Genomic DNA, 6231 nt, shown 5'->3' on the forward strand with positions numbered 1-6231 from the left:
CAGCCCGCCGTATGCGGGCTGATACGGCTCCGCGTCGGCCGGGCGGGCGACCTCCTTGGGATCCACCGCCATGACGTAGGACAAGCCACGTTCCTCCAGCGCGAGCCGGAAGGCCACGCTGCGGCCGTAGCCTGCATCGGCCACGATCACCGGCACCGCCAGACCCTCGGGCACCCCGGCCCGAGCGCACCCGACCCTCCACTCGGTCACGGCGGGCTTTTCGCAATCATGGCGAGGTACACCCCGAACGCCAGGGAGAACGCGGCGAGGGCCGGCATGACGACGGCCACGTTTCGAAAGCGAGTTCGGGACAGCGCAAGCGCGATCGGGAGCAGGAGAGGGAAGGCGGGGAAGAGGAGGCGAGGTCTGCTGGTGAAGAAGTGAGTGTCGCCGAGAGCCATCCCGATCAGGGTTGCGCTGTACACCAGAAGGGGGAGCGGCTGCCGGTCGAGCACACTCAGGATGAACAGGGCAACCGAACCCGCGACGACGGCCGCAGCTGTGTACTGGCCCAGAGAGGCCTTCGCAAGCATCAGGTGCTTGAACATGTACAGGGTGTAGTGACCGAAGTCGAAGGCCGATCCGAACCGTCGCTGGACAGCGAAGTAGCCCCCCGGGCTCCCTTTCTTTGCCCCCACCCACAAGACGTAGCCCGACCACCCCGCCGGGGCGAGAAGAACGGCCGGCCATGCGCACCGGCCAATGGGTCGGCCTTCGCGGCGGCAGCGCCATGCGTGCATTCCCAACGCGGTCAGGACGGCGGCAACTGCGGCAATCCCGTTGGGGCGGGTGAGGCCGGCCAGCGAAGCGAGCAGACCAGCGGTGAGCCAGCGGCGGGTGAGAGCGGCGTACAGAGCCCACGCCGCGAAGGCGGTCATCAAGGACTCGGTGTACGCCATGGTGGTGACGATGGCCTGAGGCAGCACCCCCCACAGGGCGACGAGTGCGACGGCGACCCGCCGCTGATACACCAGCTCGCCCACCGCGTAGATCCCCGCGGCGGCGATCGCTGCCGCAATCCACGACAGGGCGAGTGCCACGTTGACCTCTCCGACCGGCAACACCGTGCCCACCGCGCGGATCAACGCCGGGTAGAGCGGGAAGAAGGCCAGGTCGCTGTACACGGTGCCGGAACCCGCAGGACCTGGAAGCACGGTGCCGTAGCCGTCGTGAGCGATGCGGATGTACCACAGGCTGTCCCATTCCATCCCCAGCACCGTGCGCGGATGACGGCCGACGTGGACAGCCCAGACGGAAAGCGCCGCCACCGCCGTCAGACGCATGACAGCAAAGACGATCAACGCAGGCAACGCCCTGCGCAGCGCAGCCCGTAACCGCATCATTCGAGTCGGTGTCGGCGGCCCGCCGGAACGAAGAGGAGGCAGCCCGTGTCGCTGGGCGTCGTCGACGTCAGCGACGCCGTCAAGCTCGTCCATGGGAAGGCCTTCCTCCCCTTCCGTCCGTTGCCTGACCACCCGACGGCCGGACCGTGCGCCGAACCCCCGTCGGTGAGAGGCCCTGGCCTCATCAAAGACGTCTCATATGCCGCACGCATCCGGGCTCCGCACCGGGCGCGCCCAATCGAGTGAGACATTTGCGGCCGAACGGCCTTCCCGAGCTCGGCTCCTTGGCCACTTCCGCCGGGAGCCGCGGAACCTTGGGCCGGGGGAAGAGGGTGGGGATGACCTGCTTGGTCCTGCCCTGGGCCACAGGCAGGGCGGGCGTCCGACCTGCCGACGACCTGGTAATCGTGGCTCCCGCGGTGTCTGGAACGGAGCCGGCATGACCTCTTCGTCCCGAACGCGATCAGTCCCCTACGTGCCCCTGCTTCGGGGCCATTGACCTGCTCGTTCGGCTCCAGGACTGTCCATTACCGTCCGGCCCGCCTGTTCAGGAGCGCAGCCGCCGCGATGCGGCTCACCCGGTTGGTGACCCGGACGGCTGGCCGGCCTTGCTCGAGAATCAGCGCGTCGCTCGCGAGAGGTGCGACGCGACAGCCAGGCGGGATGTTGCGTTGCCGCACGGCCATCCGCCCCGGTTGATCCAATGAGCCGTCGACACGTTCGGCACCAGTTTGGAAGATCGCGTATGCGGGTGGGCCTGACCTCGTTAGACGGTGACGTTTCTGGGACGCTCGCCGTCGTTCCCCGATGTTCCCCGCTGCTCGCCGCTCAGTCGGGCACGCAAGGGGCCGTTGCCCACCAAGGGCTATTTGCCGAACGCCGCCGACAGCTCGTCCGCCGACTCGGCGAGCCGAGGCGGCTCACCGCCCGGGCTGCGGCGGCTTTCCCCGTGATCGACATGGGGCGAGAGGTGACAGCCGGGAAAAGACCAGGTCAAGCCCATCGGAGTACAGTGGGACACGCGGAGTTCACTGCGGGCTGCAAGGAGCGAGGCATGATCCATTCAGCCGATATCCGCGAGTGGCGCAACCGCGACGTGATCGATCCCAAGGGCCGCAAGATCGGGGCCCTGGAAGCGGTCTACGTGGACACCACCACCGACGCGCCGTCCATGGCCACCGTCCGCACGGGGCTGCCCACCCGGCACCGGCTCGTCTTCGTCCCCCTCGACGAGGCGACCCTGGGGCCCGGATACGTGCAGGTGGCGCACTCGAGAGGGATCGTGAGGAAGGCACCGTCGATCGGCATGGACGACGTGCTGCCGATGCAAAGGGAAGTAGAGATCTTCAAACATTACGACAGGCCCTACGAACCCGGCGCCGACCGCGGACGCCGTCTCGCTCGCGGCTGACGACCCGGGCCGGGAGGAAGTGGTCACGCATGTTGGCGCTCTTTTTGTTCCTGATCCTCGCCGCGATCGTCCTGGGGCTCCTCGGCGTGGTGCTGAAGGGGGTGTTCTACCTCCTGGTCATCGGCGTGGTGGTCTTCGTAGCCGACCTCGTGCTGCTGGGCGCGCGCTGGTCCCGGCGATCGCACCGGCACCTCGTCCGGTGATGACGGCGCGCAGGCCGAGGCCTTGACGGAGCCGCTCCCGGCGGTCACCAGGGTCCGCCGAGGCGGTCGTCGTGGATGTCGGCGAGTTCAGTCACACTCCCGACCCGAGCACGGTGCGCCTCCTGTGGGAAGCCCTCCGTCGCGACCCGGATCGTCGACGTACCCGGTCTCGGCCTGCGCCGGCACGACTCGTGCCGCGACGCATGGTCGCCGGGTTCAAGCCGGAGCGGCCGTAGCGTGAGCAGCGTGCATTCCGAGCGCTACCACGGCACCCTCGCCGCGGGCGGCCGTGTGGTGGCGCACGGCTGACGGGCCGATCGTCCGCTCAGGGTCGGCGCCGACCATCGTTGTACGCGCCCGTGGGTCTCAGTCGCTGATGTCACCTGCCCGACGCCACGCGAAGGCGTCCACAGCACGTAGGGGAACCGCGTGTCACGCGTCTTCCAACGCCTCCCCGAACTCACGTAGCACTTTGCCGTGACGGCTGCGGGCCAGTTCGTGCCCGACACCTATGGCGAGCGCGACCGGCCATTCGATGAGTTCCAGTGCGGTGAGGACGCCGAGGCCCGCGAGGAACGCGAGCTGGTCCCTGGGTGGCAGTTCGAGTCGCAAGTCGCCCAAGCGGACGGTCACCGAATTGCTCGAGACGACGTGCTCAGCTGCAGCTCGGGGCCCGTGAGACCTCATGATGGAAACCGGCGCCCTGGAAGCCGCCGTCTCGGGACCTGTCTTGCGTGCTTGAGCGGTCATGGCGTAGCCCGTTTCATCGGCCGGTGCCGGGCATCTGCTCGACGCCCCTACCCCACGCTAGCTCGATATGGCCTGGTGCCCCACTTCCGGTGGGAAGCGGCGGGAAGCGGCCTCCGACCCTCCGAGAAGGACCCTGCGGGCCTGTAACGGCACGCTGTGACACGACCCCTCAAACGCGATAGGCGAGCGCGGTCGCTCGTACGTCTACGACCCCGCAGCGGTCGACGCCGCGATCGCTGAGCACTTCGCGCGCCCGGCCGTCGTCCTCGAACCCGGCCGCCTGTACACCGCGGGGGAGATCGAGGAGCCGGCGGGCGTCACGTCCGCCACCATCCGGGCCGACCTTCGCGCAGCCGCAGCGGCGGCCCTCGACGCCGGCCCGAGCCGCACGACAGCAGCGGCGGCATGAACCGCTGGAAGGGTGCCACCGTCGCCCAGGCCCTCGAGGCCCGCCGAAGCTACCGCAAGACACAGGAAGGATGATTGCAATGGCGGGGCCAAGCTTCACGACATGTCGGACGACGAGGTGCTCTCCCACTGCCTGAAGAACGCCCGCGCCTACCTCGCGCCCTTCGAGTGAAGACCGCGGCGGCCTGCACTCTGGTTATCTGAACGTCGCCACCCGGTACGCATCGATAGCCGCAACGTTCCAGCCTGGCCCCGAACCCACAGAGCCAGAGCCTCCCACCGCCCAGACACCACCCGGAAGTCTGATGTGTCACCGGCCGGGCTCATAGGGCGCCGCTTTCACGGTGGCGCAGGCCATCGAGGGGCGGCGTGGATACCGGTGCCGGCGCGACGACGCGTGAGACGCTGATGATCAGGCCCCGCCGTGCACTCCCCGTCGCGGCGGGGCCGTCGTCATGCAGTGGGCCCCTCGTCTCCGGACGGCGGGAAGTGCTGATTCATCTGGCGCGTACGAACACCCGAACACACCGTCACAACTTCGCCACATCGTCCCCATATAACGTGATGTGTCTGCACCATCACTCGCATGCGAGAGACCCCCACCACCGCTGTCGTCGCCTGCCTGATCGCTGCAGGCGCGACCGCATGCAGCAAGACGCCCACGGACGACGCAGGGACGCAGGACGAGCCTGCAGCGGCGAGCAGCACACTCACCGCTCACGACGCGTTCACGAAAATCGCCGGCACGGTCAGCTCCGCGAAGCTGTCCGGCACCGTCACGGCGGAGAGTGACCCCAACCACCTGCTCGGCCACCCCAGCAAGTACACCTCGAAGATCACGTTCGAGGACAGCCACGTCGCACCCGGCGACGTCGAAGGCACCCGGAAGGGCGACGTCGACCGCGGCGGCGCGATCGAGGTGTTCGGCAGCCGCTCGGACGCCAAGGCCCGCGCGGAGTACATCCAGACCGTCACGAAGTCGATGCCGGCGCTCGCCGAATACGATCACCTCCACGGGAGAGTGCTCGTCCGCGTCTCGCACCACCTCACCCCGAAGCAGGCCGCCGCGTGCAAGTCGGTCGCCAACGAGCTGAGCTGAGGCCGACCATGAGACGAACCCTCGCCACTACCGCAGCCACCGCCCTGCTGCTCGCTGCCGGGCTCACCGCTTGCTCCAGCAGCTCCCCCACGAGCGACAGCAAGCCGAAGCCTGCGGCAGCAAGCCCCAGCAAGTCGCAGGCTGGGGATCCGGTGAAGTACCTGTACGACGTCGACGAGCACCGCCGTTCCCGCTCCGATGTCGAGGGCCTGGTTCAGCATCTGCAGTCCCGCTGTACAGACAGTGCGCTGGTCGTCGAGTTCACCGCCACCAGCACCGCGACCGACCTGGTCGACACCGATCACGACCACCAGGACGTGTACCCGGTCCTGTCGCGACTCGTGACCAGCCTGCCGAAGGGCAGCGGCAAGGTGGACTGCGTGTCCCGACTGTCGGTCGTCGAGCAGCAGATCAAGGCACAGCGCGCACCCAGCCCCTCGCCCACGCCGACCCATCGCGGTGCTGCAGCGCCCACGTTCGCGCCGGCCGCCAACGCCCCTGGCGACGCGACCGCCCTCTGCAACGACGGCACGTTCTCCTATAGCCAGCACCACCACCAGGCCACTTGCTCGCATCACCAGGGGGTGGCCGTCTGGTACGAGTGAGGGGCCCTTGCGGGCTGAGTCGTGGGCTATGGCTGGACCGAGGGCGAGTGATCACCGGGTAGACACACTGGCCTCACCACCCTCCGGAGGCCAGCCATGCCCGACTCCTCCGCACGATCCCATCACCGAACTCGCCGCCGGCCCGTCCGGGGCTGCGGAGCGGTTCACGCGCAGGGATCCGCGGCTGGAGCCCCATCGGGTCGTGTCCGCGCCGCGACATGCTGACCCTGTTCCGGGCGGACGATGACTGGCTTTGTTCACGAGAACCGACAGCACCTGTACACGAGTTCGGGAGGCGTCGGCGGTACGTCGTGGTCGATGTTCATGAGAAACGGCAGCGCCAGTGCACCTCGCCGTCGCAGAGCCGCCACTCGGGAAGTCGCGACGACACCCCGAGTGGCTCTGTGTACTG

6 protein-coding genes and 1 pseudogene are annotated in these 6231 nt (G+C 68.4%); 4 read left to right on the forward strand and 3 right to left on the reverse strand.

What is annotated here, in order from left to right; all coding sequences use genetic code 11:
- Positions 1-156: pseudogene (locus BZY54_RS45220) on the reverse strand (transposase); the annotation flags it as partial.
- Positions 157-206: 50 nt separating this feature from the next.
- Positions 207-1436 (reverse strand): glycosyltransferase family 39 protein, encoded by a 1230-nt coding sequence (locus tag BZY54_RS45225; RefSeq protein ID WP_244217659.1) that lies wholly within the window; start codon positions 1434-1436, stop codon positions 207-209.
- Positions 1437-2397: 961 nt separating this feature from the next.
- On the opposite strand from BZY54_RS45225, the gene BZY54_RS45230 reads away from it, so the two are divergent.
- Complete coding sequence (locus BZY54_RS45230; protein ID WP_086731174.1) at positions 2398-2754, forward strand: PRC-barrel domain-containing protein; 357 nt, start codon at positions 2398-2400, stop codon at positions 2752-2754.
- A 29-nt stretch (positions 2755-2783) separates the two neighbouring features.
- A complete protein-coding gene (locus BZY54_RS51950; RefSeq protein ID WP_167414182.1) occupies positions 2784-2957 on the forward strand; it encodes a hypothetical protein in 174 nt (57 codons plus the stop codon).
- A 432-nt stretch (positions 2958-3389) separates the two neighbouring features.
- Here BZY54_RS51950 and BZY54_RS45235 read toward each other — a convergent pair whose 3' ends face one another.
- Complete coding sequence (locus BZY54_RS45235) at positions 3390-3578, reverse strand: hypothetical protein (RefSeq protein WP_244217660.1); 189 nt, start codon at positions 3576-3578, stop codon at positions 3390-3392.
- A gap of 1123 nt (positions 3579-4701) precedes the next feature.
- Between BZY54_RS45235 and BZY54_RS45240 the strand changes: the two genes are divergently transcribed.
- Complete coding sequence (locus BZY54_RS45240; protein WP_086731175.1) at positions 4702-5214, forward strand: hypothetical protein; 513 nt, start codon at positions 4702-4704, stop codon at positions 5212-5214.
- An 8-nt stretch (positions 5215-5222) separates the two neighbouring features.
- Positions 5223-5819, forward strand: coding sequence for a DUF3761 domain-containing protein (locus BZY54_RS45245; protein WP_086731176.1), 597 nt, complete (start codon positions 5223-5225; stop codon positions 5817-5819).
- The last annotated feature ends 412 nt before the right edge of the window (positions 5820-6231 follow it).

The organism is Streptomyces carpinensis (assembly GCF_002154505.1).
Lineage (GTDB): Bacteria > Actinomycetota > Actinomycetes > Streptomycetales > Streptomycetaceae > Streptomyces > Streptomyces carpinensis.